At 37.8% G+C, this 15601-nt stretch carries 16 protein-coding genes; 11 read left to right on the top strand and 5 right to left on the bottom strand.

The window, feature by feature from the left end; all coding sequences use genetic code 11:
* Positions 1-65 precede the first annotated feature (65 nt).
* From FW768_RS08075 to FW768_RS08105, 7 genes are all read left to right on the top strand, one after another.
* A complete protein-coding gene (locus tag FW768_RS08075; protein WP_153394414.1) occupies positions 66-1259 on the top strand; it encodes an alanine dehydrogenase in 1194 nt (397 codons plus the stop codon).
* The gene (locus FW768_RS08080; protein WP_153394415.1) at positions 1259-1630 is read left to right on the top strand and encodes a hypothetical protein; all 372 of its coding nucleotides are present in this window, start codon (positions 1259-1261) and stop codon (positions 1628-1630) included. Before FW768_RS08075 ends, FW768_RS08080 begins: the two co-directional genes overlap by 1 nt.
* Before the next feature lie 109 nt (positions 1631-1739).
* A complete protein-coding gene (locus tag FW768_RS08085) occupies positions 1740-2510 on the top strand; it encodes a histidine kinase (RefSeq protein WP_153394417.1) in 771 nt (256 codons plus the stop codon).
* On the top strand, positions 2488-3198 hold the full coding sequence (locus FW768_RS08090) for a LytR/AlgR family response regulator transcription factor (RefSeq protein WP_153394419.1): 711 nt from the start codon (positions 2488-2490) through the stop codon (positions 3196-3198). The genes FW768_RS08085 and FW768_RS08090 overlap by 23 nt, the downstream gene beginning before the upstream one ends.
* A gap of 214 nt (positions 3199-3412) precedes the next feature.
* Complete coding sequence (locus FW768_RS08095; protein WP_153394421.1) at positions 3413-5695, top strand: cation:proton antiporter; 2283 nt, start codon at positions 3413-3415, stop codon at positions 5693-5695.
* Between the two features lie 82 nt (positions 5696-5777).
* Positions 5778-6266 carry a hypothetical protein gene (locus FW768_RS08100; protein WP_153394423.1) on the top strand — a complete coding sequence of 163 codons (489 nt, stop codon included), beginning with the start codon at positions 5778-5780 and terminating at the stop codon, positions 6264-6266.
* 6 nt (positions 6267-6272) lie between these two features.
* Positions 6273-6806: a hypothetical protein gene (locus FW768_RS08105; protein ID WP_153394425.1), complete on the top strand. Its 534-nt coding sequence runs from the start codon at positions 6273-6275 to the stop codon at positions 6804-6806.
* 112 nt (positions 6807-6918) lie between these two features.
* On the opposite strand, the gene FW768_RS08110 is transcribed toward FW768_RS08105, so the two are convergent.
* The gene (locus FW768_RS08110; protein WP_153394427.1) at positions 6919-7563 is read right to left on the bottom strand and encodes a hypothetical protein; all 645 of its coding nucleotides are present in this window, start codon (positions 7561-7563) and stop codon (positions 6919-6921) included.
* A 655-nt stretch (positions 7564-8218) separates the two neighbouring features.
* On the opposite strand from FW768_RS08110, the gene FW768_RS08115 reads away from it, so the two are divergent.
* The 4 genes from FW768_RS08115 to FW768_RS08130 all read left to right on the top strand — a co-directional run bounded on the left by FW768_RS08115 (position 8219) and on the right by FW768_RS08130 (position 11725).
* Positions 8219-9061 carry a prephenate dehydrogenase gene (locus FW768_RS08115; RefSeq protein WP_153394429.1) on the top strand — a complete coding sequence of 281 codons (843 nt, stop codon included), beginning with the start codon at positions 8219-8221 and terminating at the stop codon, positions 9059-9061.
* A gap of 157 nt (positions 9062-9218) precedes the next feature.
* Entirely contained in the window at positions 9219-9491 is a 273-nt protein-coding gene (locus tag FW768_RS08120; protein ID WP_153394430.1) for a DUF2089 family protein, read from the top strand.
* A gap of 10 nt (positions 9492-9501) precedes the next feature.
* Complete coding sequence (locus tag FW768_RS08125; protein WP_153394432.1) at positions 9502-10083, top strand: YIP1 family protein; 582 nt, start codon at positions 9502-9504, stop codon at positions 10081-10083.
* A gap of 4 nt (positions 10084-10087) precedes the next feature.
* The gene (locus FW768_RS08130) at positions 10088-11725 is read left to right on the top strand and encodes a serine hydrolase domain-containing protein (protein WP_153394434.1); all 1638 of its coding nucleotides are present in this window, start codon (positions 10088-10090) and stop codon (positions 11723-11725) included.
* 107 nt (positions 11726-11832) lie between these two features.
* Here FW768_RS08130 and FW768_RS08135 read toward each other — a convergent pair whose 3' ends face one another.
* The 4 genes from FW768_RS08135 to FW768_RS08150 all read right to left on the bottom strand — a co-directional run bounded on the left by FW768_RS08135 (position 11833) and on the right by FW768_RS08150 (position 15456).
* Positions 11833-13254 carry an L-serine ammonia-lyase gene (locus FW768_RS08135; protein WP_153394436.1) on the bottom strand — a complete coding sequence of 474 codons (1422 nt, stop codon included), beginning with the start codon at positions 13252-13254 and terminating at the stop codon, positions 11833-11835.
* A gap of 114 nt (positions 13255-13368) precedes the next feature.
* Positions 13369-14034: an alpha/beta hydrolase gene (locus FW768_RS08140; protein WP_153394438.1), complete on the bottom strand. Its 666-nt coding sequence runs from the start codon at positions 14032-14034 to the stop codon at positions 13369-13371.
* A 150-nt stretch (positions 14035-14184) separates the two neighbouring features.
* Positions 14185-14811, bottom strand: a complete 627-nt coding sequence (locus tag FW768_RS08145; RefSeq protein ID WP_153394440.1) for a YceI family protein — start codon at positions 14809-14811, stop codon at positions 14185-14187.
* Positions 14812-14889: 78 nt separating this feature from the next.
* Positions 14890-15456, bottom strand: a complete 567-nt coding sequence (locus tag FW768_RS08150; RefSeq protein WP_153394442.1) for a YceI family protein — start codon at positions 15454-15456, stop codon at positions 14890-14892.
* Positions 15457-15601: the final 145 nt, after the last annotated feature.

Here is a 15601-nt window from a genome sequence, read left to right on the forward strand (position 1 = left end):
GTGTATCTTTGCTTATTAATTCAATGGTAAAATAACGATCTGTAAGACCTAATTTAATTTAAAGAATGAGTACTACAAATATTTTTACTCCTTTCACTGAAGAAGAGCTGATGCCGAAAGAGGAAAAACTGGAGGTTATAAAAAAAGGGAAACAATTCAGTATTGGGATTCCTAAAGAAACCTGTCTTAATGAGAGGAGAACCTGCATTACTCCGGACGCGGTACAGGTATTGGTAGAACACGGCCACGAAATTATTATAGAAGCCGGTGCCGGAGAAGGCTCTTTTTTTACAGATCTTCAGTATTCTGAATCCGGAGCAAGGGTTACCAATGATCCAAAGGAAGCATTCGGACAGGATCTTATTTTAAAAATCAATCCTCCTACTGAGGATGAAATTGATTATATGAAACCTAATACGTATCTGGTTTCAGCACTTCAGATCAACCTGAGAGATAAAGATTATTTCTTAAAGCTTGCAGAGAAAAAGATCAATGCCATTGCTTTTGAATTTATTGTAGACGAATATAAACAGCTGGCTTTAGTACGACTGGTTGGCGAAATTGCAGGAACCGTCTCTATTTTATATGCATCGGAACTGCTTGCCCTTTCAAACGGTTTAATGCTGGGAGGAATTACTGGAGTAAGACCTGCGGAAGTGGTTATTTTAGGAGCCGGAATCGTGGGTGAATTTGCTACCAAAGCAGCCATCGGACTCGGCGCCAGCGTGAGGGTTTTTGATAATTCCCTTTCAAAACTGAGAAGACTTCATACCCTTGTTGACAGCCGCGTTCCAACTTCTATCATTGATCCTAAAGAACTCAGCAAAAGCTTAAGACGTGCCGATGTAGTAATCGGGGCCCTTCCAAGACTGAATATGACGCCTATTGTTACAGAAGATATGGTAATGAATATGAAGAAGGGCAGCGTCATTATTGATATTACTATTGACAACGGTAAGGTCATTGAAACTTCTGAGCTTACAACGATGGAAGATCCTTATATCATCAAACACGGTGTCATCCACTGCGGACTTCCGAATCTTACCTCAAGAATGCCGAGAACCACCACGAAAGCGATCTCCAATTTCTTCCTTTCCTATATTCTTAATTATGATGAAGAAGGCGGTTTTGAAAATATGCTGATCCGCAAAAATGAAATGAAGCAGAGTTTATACATGTACAAAGGAAGGCATACGAAAAAGATCATCTGTGACCGTTTCGGACTGACTTACCACGATATCAATCTTTTAATTTTCTAATGAAAAAACTGAAATTCTACCTGATAGGCCTTGTTCCGGGGCTCGTTATCGTATTTTTTATATTAAACAAAAAAGGAGCAAGCTGCAGCGGCTATCTGCCTAACAGCCGTGTTATTGCAGAAACTCTGTCCAAAGATTTCAATTATTCTGAGAACTTTAAGACCGAAATGAGTACTTATAAGATTGACGAAAAGTTTATCAAAGACAGCATCATTACCAAAGGAAAGGTTGATTTTGACAGAAGCCACGCACAGAAAAAACCCTGTCCTGATTATGTCCTGACCTATCCTGAAAAGAACCCCGTATACGAGATCACTTTTGAAAAATGTGAGGAAAATGCTACGCTGAACAGTCTGAAAAAACTTAGATAACTATTCTTTAAACGGCAGAAAACAACTTCCGGACAGGAAAAAGTCATCTTTATTCTTTCACATAGTAAGCCTAACTTTTTTAATTTTGCATTACGCTAAATAACTATTTATGGAAGGCAATTACTACATGATCCACGATTATCTGATATTCATTGGAGTATTTGCTATTTTCTTTTTCCTGACCGTAAGCATTTATCTGTTCAGCCAAAACAGCAAGATCAAACAGCGAAATACAAGACTTTCTGAAACGAATAAACTTATTGAACAGAAGCTGAATGAGGTTCAACTGGAGCATATCGGCACCAAGCTGAATCCGCATCTGTTTAAAAACATCCTCAATTCCGTTCAGTCACATGCCTATCAAACATATATGTCTCTGGATAAACTGGCGAATGTTCTGGATTATATTTTATACGAAAGCAACAACAAATTCGTCAGCCCGAAAGAAGAACTTAATTTCGCATTGAGTCTCATTGAGATCAATAAGATCAAAATCAATCCTCTTTTTGATTTCAGGATCAAATCCAGGATCAACAAGTCTGATGCGGTATATGAAGAGAAAGTTTTTGCCCCGCTGATTTCTGTGGACCTTATTGAAAATGCATTCAAACATACTGATTTTCTGGCACAGGATTCTTTCATTTCGATCTCTCTGGAGCTTGAAAACCGGATTTTCACGATGAAAGTCAGTAATAAAGCATCTTTAAAAAATATATTGGAAAAAGAAAAGAGCGGCTTTGGAAGCCAGTCTCTGGATCAAAGGCTGAAAATGATCTACAGCAATTTTTATCAGCTTGAAAAAAGTTCAAAAAATGGTATCTTCACCGCAGAATTAAAAATCAATTTAGGCGAATTCCATGATAAAATGCGTTATTCTTGATGATGAACTGCTGGCCATCAGCTATCTGAAACTCCTGTGTGAACAGATTGATCATGTAGAAGTGGTAAAAGCATTCATTGATCCTAAGGTATTTTTAAATGAAATTAGCAGCATCGACTGCAATCTCTGTATTCTGGATATTGAAATGCCCGGAATGACGGGGCTTCAGGTAGCCGAGCTGATTTCCGATTCCAAAAAGATCATTTTCACCACCGCTTACAAGGAATATGCTGCGGAAGCTTTTGACCTGAATGTGGTAGATTACGTAAGGAAACCTATCAAAAAAGAAAGACTGATCCAGGCCTTTGAAAAAGCAAAAGAACTCATCTCTGTACCTCTTAAAAAGGATTTTATAGAATGGAATACCAATATCGGAAAAACCGTCATCTTTACGGAACAGATCGCCTACATCAAAACCTCTGAGATCGACAGCCGGGATAAAGACATCATCCTGAATGACGGAACGGCAATCGTTCTGAAAAACCTCAGCTTTAAAACCCTGCTGGAAATGCTTCCTGCCAAAGACTTCGCTCAGATCAATAAAAAAGAAATTATTGCACTCTCTTCTATCAAAGTATTTTCCACCAACGAAATTATTACAACCATTCCTACTGAGGGAGATCATTTTCTAAAGCTGCCAATTGGAGAAGCCTATAAAAATTCATTAATGGAACTCTTTGGAAAGTAGATTACCTTAAAAAAGATCAACATTTATTATTGATAACCTTCATAACTTCCCTCTTCCAGCTCCCAGCTTCAAAGCGGTATTAATCAGAAATCCTTATCCCGAACTGAGATCAAATAGATTTTATTACATTTTTTGGAACATTCATTACATTTTCAAAAGAAGCGTATCTAACATCAATATATTCTTATCAACTTTGCATTAAAATATTGGAATCATGAATTGGGGGAAATACAGAAATTTAATTTTTTATATCGCAACTATAGCCTTTTTTTCCTGTCTGATGTACTTTTTCATCATAGAAGGTCAGACGTTGGAAATCAAGGAAAATATTGTTACGAAAACAAACACAGGCTCTACATGGGATAATTTCCAGGAGTCTTTCAAAGCTAATCTTCACCATCCGCTGGCTCTTCTTCTTGCCCAGATTGTCACTATTATTATGGTAGCAAGACTTTTCGGATGGATTTGCATGAAGATCAAACAGCCCAGCGTAATCGGTGAAATGATTGCCGGAATTGTTCTGGGACCTTCCCTTTTAGGGATGTATTTCCCGGAATTCTCAGCTTTTCTTTTTCCTAAAGAATCATTAGGTAATCTTCAGTTTCTCAGTCAGATAGGCCTTATCCTCTTCATGTATATTGTAGGTATGGAACTGGACCTGAGCGTATTGAGAAAAAAAGCACATGATGCAGTAGTCATCAGCCATGCCAGTATTATCATTCCTTTTGCTTTGGGGATCGGGCTTTCCTATTTTATTTACCAGGAATTTTCACCGGATGGCATTCAGTTTACATCATTTGCCTTATTTATAGCCATTTCAATGAGTATTACCGCTTTTCCGGTACTGGCGAGGATCGTTCAGGAGAGAAATCTTCAGAAAACCAAGTTGGGAACCATTGTGATTACCTGTGCCGCGGCAGATGATATTACAGCATGGTGTATCCTTGCAGCGGTAATAGCCATTGTAAAGGCAGGATCTTTTACGAGTTCCATTTACGTGATCATCATGGCCATTGCTTATGTATTTTTAATGATTAAACTTGTAAGACCTTTCCTGAAAAGAGTCGGAGATCTTCAAGCCGGAAAAAATACCATCAGCAAACCTATGGTGGCCATTTTCTTCCTGACTCTTATTCTTTCTTCCTATGCTACTGAAGTAATTGGTATTCATGCTTTATTCGGAGCTTTTATGGCCGGAGCCATTATGCCTGAAAATGCTAAATTCCGTACTCTTTTCATTGATAAAGTTGAAGATGTGGCCTTAGTGCTTCTTCTTCCACTGTTCTTTGTATTTACAGGCCTCCGTACACAGATTGGGCTTCTGAACGACAGCCATCTGTGGATGACGGCAGGATTGATTATTCTGACTGCCGTAGTCGGGAAATTTGCAGGAAGTGCCCTGACCGCCAGATTTGTAGGGATCAACTGGAAAGAAAGCTTGACGATTGGTGCCCTGATGAATACCAGAGGATTGATGGAGCTCATTGTCCTGAACATAGGATATGATCTGGGCGTTTTAGGCCCTGAGATCTTTGCCATGCTTGTGATTATGGCTTTGTTTACAACATTTATGACCGGGCCGGCCCTTGATTTCATCAATTTTGTTTTTAAATCTAAAAAAAATACGGACGAAGAAACCCATGACAAAAACGAAGCAAAATACCGCGTATTGCTGTCATTTGATAAACCTGAATCCGGAAGCACTCTTCTGAAATTAGCTCACGACTTTACCCATAAAATGAACGGCAATAAGAGCATTACGGCTATGAATATTGCTCCGGTTGACGAAATGCATGCCTATGATATTAATGAATATGAAGAAGCCCAGTTCAAAAATGTCATTGAAACCTCACATGACCTGAAACTGGAAGTCACCACTCTTTTCAAAGCTTCCACCGATATAGAACATGACCTTACCAGTATTTCCAATAAAGGAAATTATGACCTTCTCCTGATTATGCTGGGCAAATCGATGTATGAAGGAAGCCTTCTGGGAAGACTGCTTGGTTTTACCACAAAGATCATTAACCCTGAAAAGCTTCTGAACACGGTAAAAGGCAAAGGAAATATTTTCAACAACTCTCCTTTTGACGATTTTACGCTACAGATTCTGGACAAAACCAATATTCCGGTGGGAATCATGGTAGAAAAAGATTTTACTTCTGCCGATAAGGTTTTTGTTCCGATCTTTAACCTCAGCGATTTTTACCTTCTGGAATATGCTAAAAGACTGATCAACAATAACAATTCTCAGATCATTATCTTGGATGCTGCAGGGCAGATCCGCAACAATATCGAGGTAAAAGAACTGATCAGAAGCATTGAACAGGTTGCTCCTAACCACATCACTTTATACAACGAAAAAAAGATAGAGAAAGAATTTCTGAATGGCCAGGACCTGATGCTGATCAGCAGCAAAAGCTGGAAAAACCTGATTGATACGAAAAGTCTGTGGCTGTCGGATATTCCTTCAACATTGATTATTTCCAATCCATAAAACAGAACAGTTCATTAGTCCATATCTTCCGGATTCAGTATTGTGATTAAAAACAGCTATATTTATCGTTCCAAAACAATATATGCTGATCAATACTGAAAACGGAACTGTAGAGCTGGCAGCATTCAATACCTTCCTGCAGAGGAGGATGCTGCTGGCACATCTGCAGCAGACTGACTTTTATAAATCCCGCTATCATAATATGTGGGATGTGAAAACGGGATACTTCTGGTATTATTTTAATGCCATCTCTGTTGAATGCTCCCAACTCAGTTTTCAACTCTGCTTCCTGGAAGACCGTCTGGAAAGTATTCACATGAATACCTGGGAAGAGAAGGATGCTAAAACCTGGGATGAATGGACTGAAGAAAAAGAAATGCAGGTATTCTACCGGAATAATAAGTTCCTGTCCAAAATCCTTGAAATACCCCCTACCCGCAAAAGCAAAACACCTTACCCGCAGTGTACGTTTCATTTTTCGTGGGGAAATGTCTGGTCCGTTTATGATCCCCGAAGTGCCAGCAGTATTATGGGAATCAGCTATAATGAAGAAGTAACCCCGATAAAATAGATTAATATGTGCCAATATGCCATGATAGCCTACAAACCGCATTACGCATGTTTCAGCTGTCAGAAAACCTTTAAACGTCGTCTCCTGAAAGATGTAGACAGGGATGCAGAAACTTCTACGGAAGCCAGATGCCCGGAATGCGGCGAACTTATGGCCAGTATGGGCAAGGATTTTAAATCTCCTCCAAAAAATGACGATAAAAAGTGGCAGCATATACGCAGTTTGTATACGGTAGGAATTACTTTTCATTCCTGTGGATGTTCCGGCCCCGGATATATTCCCAATGATAAAGAAACCACTATTTCTTACCTGAAACAGATTCGTTCCGGCTATGAAGAATCTTTGGTTTTCTGGAGAAACAGGACAGAGCCAGAGAGTAAAGAAGAACGCATAAAAGACTACCAACGAAACTGGCATCAATTATCCGTTGTAAAATCCAATGCGGAAAAGCAGGGAGTAAGCAATCATGAGGGAATTGACTACTGGATTAAAAGGATCCACGAAGTGGAAGAACGGATAAAACTTGCTGAAAAAATGTAAGGATATAATCAATGTAACAATTTAACAATGTAGCAGTTTACCAATTCTTTGATTTTCTCAAACCAGGAATGATACTTCTTAAAACCCATTGTTATATTCTCAGACTGTTACATTAATCCCTTAGTTTCAGAAGTTTCTCATATAACTCAGAAATCCGTTTTTGTTCTTCAGAAATATATTCACTGCTGAACGATGTTCCACGACTTTCAGTGTTTATGATATAGATGAGGTTACCCTTTTCAAAATAATTACGGCTTTCGGTTATTTTTGATTTCTTAAAATCAAAGACTTCCGTATCATTATTTTCTTTCATCGCTTTTTCATTATAATACAGCGGGCGGTTGTAATGATAATTTTTTTCGAAAACAAATGACAGTTTTCCATCCAGGAGATAATATTCGATAAATAGCTGCCCCATTTCTCCATATAATCTTGCCGTAATCTTTTCAATTTTTCCTTTCTGTTCATAAAATAAGGCCTCTCCGCCTTCAGCAGATTCTCCTTCTATATCTCTTTTTTGAACTGTTGTCCATTTCTTGATGGAATTAATTCTTTTGAAATTGGAGCGGATAGGTTTCAGGCGGTCTTTCAAATATTCATTACGTTCAATATCATTTTCGTTGAAGGCTTCTTTGATTTTTGCTGTATCTGAATGGATTGACATTTTCCATACTGCCCTTTCAGTATATTCTTCCGCATGCATCAGGCTGAAGCTTCCGGCTGTTATCAATAATCCGTAGAAAATACTGTTTTTCATATTTTGATGTGTTTCGATACAGAAAGTCCCGTATTGGTTTATGCAAAGCTAGTAAAAACTTCTGCTCTGCTATATACTAAGTTAACAGATGTAAAACCGGAAGATTTATTTCTATGGATGCCTTAATTATTTTTTATTGCCACGAATAGACTAATTTTCCATGATGGTAGCGCAGATTTTATACTTCTCCTAAACTTTTATTGGTTTTCAATATATGCTGATTTTAAAATCTATAAAGTTTGATTTGATGTGATTATTTCCCGCAGATCTCACAGATCTTTGCGAATATATTCATCTCGCATTCTACAGATTTTTAAAAACTCTTATGTGAACTTCTTTAAACTTAGAAATCACTAAAGTGTAAAAATCTTTTGTGTCTGTTGTGGTTAAAATAATTTCCCACAGATTCCTCAAATTTCACAGATGTTTACGGTATTTTTTTCTCAACAGATTTTACAGATGACCCAGATTTTTGCACAGCAATACATAAAAAAATATTCCAGATTTGAAAAATATTTTATACCTTCGCTTTGTGAATTTCAACAACGAAACATATTATTATAGAATTTTTGCCTCAGATCTGGGATAGGGATTCTTATGAACATAACTTAAAACCTCGTCCTGGACGGGGTTTTTTTATTTTAAAATTTAAACGATGAAAATAAGTATTATAGGCGCGGGACTGATTGGAGGTTCAATGGCATTGAAGTTAAGAGAAAAAGGAATCGCCAGCTTTATTTACGGAATTGATCATAACCAGCAGCACATTAATGAAGCACTCGAGCTGAAAATCATTGATGAAGGAGCAGATCTGGAACAGGGCGTTAGAAATTCGGACCTGATTATTATAGCTGTCCCTGTGGATGCAGCCCGGAAGCTGCTGCCAGGTGTTCTGGACCTCATCTCAGATCATCAGACGGTAATGGATGCAGGTTCTACAAAAGCAGGAATTGTGAATGCAGTTAAAAATCATCCGAAACGCTCAAGATTTGTAGCCTTCCACCCAATGTGGGGTACCGAAAATAATGGTCCGAAATCTGCCATTGCTGAAAGTTTTTCAGGCAAAGCCGGAGTAATCTGCAATAAAGAAGAATCTGCGAATGACGCTCTGGAAACTGTTGAGAAAATAGTTGAAGCGCTTGATATGCATATGATTTACATGGATGCAAAAGACCACGATATTCATACCGCTTATATTTCCCATATTTCTCACATTACATCTTATGCGCTGGCCAATACCGTGCTTGAAAAAGAACGTGAAGAAGAAACCATCTTTCAGCTTGCCAGTTCAGGATTTTCCAGTACCGTACGTCTTGCAAAATCCCATCCTGAAATGTGGGTTCCGATCTTTAAACAAAACAAAGAAAATGTTCTGGATGTTCTGAATGAACACATTACACAGCTCAGAAAATTCAAATCTGCATTGGAAAAGGAGAATTATGAATACCTGGAAGAACTGATCAGTAACGCCAACAGAATCAGGGGAATATTGAGATAATCTATGGAAAAATCATTAAAGGGCAAGCTTGTAAATTCAAAGATTTGTCCTTTATTTTTTGGCTTCAATCTTTTATATTTCAATATTAAATTTTAATAAAGTTAAAAAATACTTTAATTTTATTAAAATTATTATTACTTTCGTAAAAAAATAATTCATGAAGCTCCCTATTATCTGCCCGAGTTGCGAGCATACTTTAAATGTAAGCCGGATGAAATGCCCCAGCTGCCAAACAGAGGTAAGTGGCGAATACGAACTTCCAGTACTACTTAAACTCAACCGTGAAGAGCAGGAGTTTATCCTCAACTTTTTTCTTTCCAGCGGAAGTATCAAGGAAATGGCCAAACAAGCCGGATTGTCCTACCCTACCATGAGAAATAAAATGGATGATCTTATCACCAAAGTCGAACAGCTAAAAACTAATTCCTAAACCGATTGTTATGAACTGGAAAACCATTTTCAATCCTTTTGAAAGATTTGATGATAAGCAGATTCTCGTAGCCGGAATTTTGACCGTGGTAGCAGCAATTTTGACCGGATATTGGACGGATAGTTTCTTCAGCAGCATCTATAAAATCAATAGTCTGGAAAAAACTTCCCTACAGGCCGTAGCCATTCCTACCCTTACAAGCTTTGCTTTGGCGATATTGATACTCTTTATTCTGGGTAAAATACTGAACGGCAAAACGCGATTTATAGACATCGTCAATACGGTCTTAATATCCCAGATGGCACTCGTTGTTTTACAGGCTGTCTCCCAAATTCCATATATTGATAAGGCTCAGGAACATATGATCAGTTATCAGACTAATCCTACAGGAGCATTCCCCGTATTCGATTTTATAGTCATGATGTCTATGGCATCCTTTGTCATCGCTGTTCTTATCTACAGCATTACCGTGTATTACAATGGCTTTAAAACAGCCACCAACTTAAAAAAATGGCAGCACATCGTTCTTTTCGGAGTGGTATCGCTCATCATGATCATTGTCTGTCAGATCTTAACTGCTAAATACTTATAACCTTATGAAAACCAAATTATTATTAGTGCTTGTTTTTTTAGCACAGCTTTGTTATGCCCAAATTGAAGGAACCTGGTATGGTGAAGTCGATCTTCAGATTAAGAAATTACCAGTTATTTTAAAGATTAAAAAAACGGCGGACGGGTATACTTCACTCCTTAACAGCCCTCAGCAAAGTAAAGATGACATCAACGTTGACCGTACTTCTTTCATCAATAATGAACTGAACTTTGAAATAAAGAAAATCAATGCTACTTATAAAGGTACTTTTCAAAACGATCTTTTTGAGGGCATCTTCATTCAAAACGGCAAAACCATCCCTTTACATTTTTCCCGTGATCCTAATTCATCCAAAGGCAAGAACATCTCTTATCTTAAAGGAAAAGCCATCAATGCTGAAAAGCTTAATAAATTTCTGGATTATATCGCTCAGAAAAATCAGGGAATCGGAAGTGTGTCTATTTTCAGAAATGGGATTCAGGAATATCATAAGGATTTTGGCCAGCAGCAGGTAAAAAATATCACGTATGACAAAAATACACAGTATCATATCGGTTCTATCAGTAAACTTTTCACGTCAGTACTACTTATGCAGCTTGTAGAAAAAGGAAGGCTGGACCTTAATGAAAAACTTTCTAAATTCTATCCCGAGATTGCCAATTCCAAAAACATCACCATCCGTCAGATGCTGAACCATACCAGCGGACTTGGAAATTATATCTCTGCTGGAGCAGAGGGCTGGCTTATAGGAAAAGCTGTTGGAGATAAAGCTATTATCACTGCTATCAAAGATCAGGGACTTCATTTTCAGCCCGGAAAGGGGATTAAATATTCCAATTCTGCCTATTTCCTTTTAAGCAGGATTCTTGAAAAATTATATAATGGAAAGCCCTATCATGAGATCTTAAAACAAAACATTATTGAAAAAGCGGATATGAAATATACTTTTTCAGTAATGGATAACCCTCAAAATATCTTCAAGCCTTATAAATTCACCAATGACAACTGGGAAGAAATCCCGGATTTTGATTTCAGAAACTGTATTGGTGTAGGAGATATTGTTTCTACCACAGAAGATATGAATACCTTCATCGATGCTCTGTTTAATGGAAAGTTTATTAAAAAGGAAACGTTGGATATGATGACCTCCAATAAGAAAGAGTTGATGTTTGGAACCGGAATTATGAAGCCGCCGTTCTACAATATTATTTCTTATGGACATGGCGGTGATACCTACGGCAGCCACTCTATGCTGAGTTATGAACCTACAGATAAGCTTGCTTTCGCCATTACGATAAATGGAGAGCGTTTCGTGCACAACAACCTTTATATTGGGATTTTAAATATCCTTTACGGACAGGATTATCAGTTTCCTCAGTTTGAAGAGGATAAAAAGACCTCGGAAACAGATCTGTATTCAGGCAGCTATACTTCAAAAGAAGCTCCTCTGGATCTGAAAGTCTTCACCAAAGACGGAACTTTATATGCCCAAGGATCCGGGCAACCAGAGTTCCCACTGACTTATACAGAAAAAAACAAATACAAGTTTGATGAAGCTGGCATTACGATTGTATTCATTCCTGAAAACAGCCAGCTGAAACTGATGCAGGGAAAAAACACTTATCTCTTTAATAAAAAGTAACCCGACGTTTTTAAATAGTGGTTATACATATTAATCTATTCAGAATAAAAAAATCCTTGGACGAAATCATGTCCAAGGATTTTATATTTTAAACGATATGCTTTCTATTAACATTCCGGTACATTCACCGCAATGGCCAGCCCGCCTTCTGAGGTTTCCTTAAAACGGTCACTCATTGATAAGGCGGTTTCCCACATCGTCTGGATTACTTCATCCAGGGTAACTTTTGCTTTCGTAGGATCACTTTCCAGGGCAATATTAGCTGCTGTAATGGCTTTAATCGCTCCCATTGTATTTCTTTCGATACACGGAATCTGCACCAGACCTTTGATCGGATCGCAGGTAAGTCCAAGGTGATGTTCCATCGCAATTTCTGCCGCCATCAGTACCTGTCCCACACTTCCTCCCAGAATTTCGGTAAGTCCTGCGGCCGCCATAGCAGATGAAACCCCGATTTCAGCCTGACAACCTCCCATCGCTGCTGAGATTGTTGCATTCTTTTTAAATAATGTTCCGATTTCCCCGGCAACCAGGATAAATCTCACAATATCATCCTCACTGATAAAATCTGTAAATGCCTGAGAATACATCAGCACAGCCGGAATAACACCACTGGCCCCGTTGGTAGGAGCAGTAATGATCCTTCCGAAGCTGGCATTTTCTTCATTCACGGCAAGGGCAAAGCAGGCAATCCATTTATTGATATTGGTAAAGTTTTCTTCTGCATCTACCACCAGCTTAAACCATTCATCAAGGTTTTTGTAGATTTTATCTTCTCCCAAAAGCTTTCTGTTGATTCCCGCAGCTCTTCTCGTAACATTAAGTCCTCCCGGAAGAATACCTTCTTTATTCACACCTTTGTAGATGCATTCTTTAATCTGCTGCCAGATGTATAAAGCCTCCTGTCTGGTTTCCTCCTGTGGCCTCCAGCTTTCCTCATTAATGAATATGAGATCCGAAATTCTTTTCAGTCCCAGCTTTTCACAGTACTTAACAATATCCGAACCATGATGGCAAGGATATAATGTACGTATACACTGCTTTTGTATTGAGTTTTTTTCCTGGCTGGCAATAAAGCCTCCGCCTACAGAATAAAAATCCTGAACAAGCTCGGTTCCGTCTTCAAAAACAGCCCTGAAGATCATTCCGTTCGGATGAAAATCAAGGGATTTATGCATATTTAAAACCAAATGATAGCCGTAAACAAATGGAATTTCTTTTTCACCACCCAGATTAAGGATTTGAGTGGTCTTGATATGGTCTATTTTCTCATCAATTTTTGAAGTATCAATGGTCTTGAAATCTTCACCATTTAGCCCAAGCATCCCGGCAATATCTGTTCCGTGCCCGATCCCTGTTTTAGCCAGTGAACCAAAAAATTCAAGAAAAACTTCTTTAACTTCTGCTATTGATCTTTCTCTTTTTATAATTCTGATGAATGCAGACGCCGCATTCCATGGCCCCATCGTATGCGAACTGGACGGGCCTATTCCTACTTTAATAATCTCAAAAACCGATATTGATTCCATAAGTGATTCTTCATTTTCCTCGAAAAACAAAGATACATGATAAATCCTAATAAAGTTGATCTTATATTAATGAACTATGCATAAAACAAGAACTTTGAGAACCGATAAAGACTTTTAATGAATATTATTCTCTATCACTTCATCAAATATTTCATTTAATATTTTAGAAACATCTTTGGGTTTGGTGGCAGGAAATAAATGGGTTCCGCCTTTGATGACATAATCCGGTTTTGAATAGCGGATCGGAAAAACAATATCTTTGTCACCCAGAATCTGGATTACTTCTGGATTTTCTTCAAATTTCCACTCTGAAACCTTTTCTACAGACCATTTCAAATAGTAAGGATCTCTTACTTTGAAATACTGAAGGATCTTAGGATTTTTAGGATCAAAAAGCTTTCTCACCACAGAATATACATTGGCCGCTTTATCGTTGAATAAACCTACCGGCAATATTCTCGGGATCTTTGTAACCTCCCCGGTCCTGATAAACCTGGACTTTTCTTTATCTGATTTGATGCTTCCCAGGATCACTACTTTTTCAGCAGGTTTCAGCTTATTGATCTCCTGAACCATGATTCCCCCGAAGGAATACCCTAACAGACAGAAAGGCTCAGAAGGATCTACTTTCTCCGCCATTCTCTGTACATAAGAATCAAAAGGTTCATTTTTTTCAGGGATGAGCCAGTCTATAAAAATCAATTCACAGTGCTTGGGAAATTCCAGCCTTTCCAGTACTTTAAAATCGGCACCAAGCCCGCTTACTATGTAAATTTTCATACGGCTAATTTATAAAAAACATGATAAAAAATCAAAGGTCTGCCAATTCCGGGCCATAGTATTTCGTGTCATTCAGGATCATCTCAAAAATAAAAAAAGAGCAGTTCATAGAACCACTCTTTCTGCATTATCAATCGTTATTTCTTAAGTTTATTTTTTCTTTACAGGAACTCTGTTTTCGTTATCCAGTTTTTCCGTAGAAACTCTGAACTGGAAATCCATTTCGTTCTTGATGAAGTAATCTTTCAGTGAAGACTGGTAGAATACTTTGAAATCTCTTCTGTTCAAAGAGAACTTCGCAGATTCTATTACTACAGTAAACTGAGTTACATATACATTGGCAGGGAAAGTAATGGTCTTTCTTACCCCTTTAATGGTAATATCTCCGTACACTGTTGAATTGTACTCGCTGTTTGCTAAAGGAATAATTTTAGTCAAGTGAAATTTCGCGATCGGGAATTTCTTAACCTCGAAGAAATTAGTGCTTTTAAGCTCATTAGTCAGTTTGATCTGATCTTCTTCAGAGACATCTCCCGCCATCATGCTTCTCATATCTATAATAAACTCTCCGTCTACAAGAACCGTTTTATCGAAATTGAATTTCCCGCTTTTCAGCTTTACCGTTCCTGAATGGGAGGAAGTTTCCGTTTTTACAACTTTATATCCCCACCATCTGATCTCTGATGAGGTTACTTTCGATACCTTATCAAATTTCTTCTGGGCAAAAACAAATGATACACTTACGCACATCATAGCAAACAATAGTAATCTTTTCATTCTTTTTTATTTACAATTCAACAAAAATAAAAAAAAGTGTAGAACTTCTACACTTTTAACAATCTTTTTTTGATTAAATTATTTAGCAGTTACCTTTACGGTCATATCAATATCATCTTTCACAAAAACATCCTGCATAGAAGACTTGTACGCTACATCAAATTTCTGTCTGTCGAAAGAGAATTTGTTGGAAACAAGACTTACTGTTCCATTGCTGTAGGTAATTTTTGCAGGGAAGCTTACAGCATTTGTTTTTCCTTTCACCGTAAGGTTTCCTGTTACTAATGAATTGTAAACTTTATCGTTGTTTTTCTTTACGGAAGTAATTTTGAAAGAAGCTGTAGGGAATTTTTCAACTTCAAAGAAGTCACCGTTCTTAAGGTGCCCGTTCAGTTTCTGCTGATATTCTCCGGAAAGGTCTGTTGCATTGATAGAAGTCATATCCAAAACAAAACTTCCTCCTACCAGCTGATTTCCTTTCATCACCATTTCTCCGGATTTTACTTTTATGGTTCCGTCGTGAGAGCTTGCCTCAGATTTTGCGACTTTGTATCCCCACCAGTGGATATCAGAAGTTACCACTTTCTTTGACTGTCCAAAAGCTAAACCACCAGCTAAAACGGCTAACAAAAATATTTTTTTCATTTGAATAAAGTTATTTACTTATTTAATATTGCAAATGTAGCCAACTTATCTGATAGATTTCATTGATGTATATCAATAAGAACAATTATTTTTATGAATAATATCATCCCATAAAAAAACTCCGGAAATGATCCGGAGTTGTCTA

Source organism: Chryseobacterium vaccae, from assembly GCF_009602705.1.
Taxonomy (GTDB): domain Bacteria; phylum Bacteroidota; class Bacteroidia; order Flavobacteriales; family Weeksellaceae; genus Chryseobacterium; species Chryseobacterium vaccae.